We start from the raw sequence: 589 nt of genomic DNA, 5'->3' as shown, positions 1-589 counted from the left end.
GGGGAAACAGAGAAAAACATAAAAAATAATAATTATCTTATATTTTAGTATGTTAGTTTTTTCTGTGTAGTGCGCAGCGCCTCTTTGTCCTCTGTGGTAGTGGTTTTAATCTTTTTACAAAAAACAACCTGAGTCATCTACATAAGCATGTTGATTTAATAAAAAATTATGTAAAGATTCCAATCCGGTATTGTCAACTTAACTAACTCGTTCCGAATTATGCGATAACCTGCTAATGGAGAATTCCAATATCTATTTAGGTACTCGTTATTCTGCACAAATCATAAGCCATGCCGTTTGGCTTTATCATCGATTTACACTGAGCTTTCGTGATATTGAAGAATTGCTCGCAGCTAGAGGTATTGTTGTCACTTATGAAATGATCCGCTTATTTAGAAACTTAGGGGGTGTAAAAAATACGGTGCGTTCTATTGTAACCAGCTAAAAAGAATCGCGGTCAATTTGGTGATACCTGGTATTTGGATGAGGTTTTCATCAAAATAAATGGCGTATTACATTACCTTTGGCGAGCCGTTGATCAAGATGGTGATGAAATAGATATTTTGGTTCAGAAACGAAAGAATAAAAC

Annotated in this window: 1 pseudogene; it reads left to right on the top strand. The window is 35.0% G+C overall.

Going from position 1 to position 589, the window contains the following annotated elements:
* Nucleotides 1-235 precede the first annotated feature (235 nt).
* Nucleotides 236-589: pseudogene (locus KSO91_RS18020) on the top strand (IS6 family transposase); the annotation flags it as partial.

The organism is Psychromonas antarctica (assembly GCF_022267535.1).
Classification (GTDB): domain Bacteria; phylum Pseudomonadota; class Gammaproteobacteria; order Enterobacterales; family Psychromonadaceae; genus Psychromonas; species Psychromonas antarctica.
Note: the sequence above shows the minus strand (reverse complement) of the source record. Positions and strands in the feature narration are given on the sequence as shown.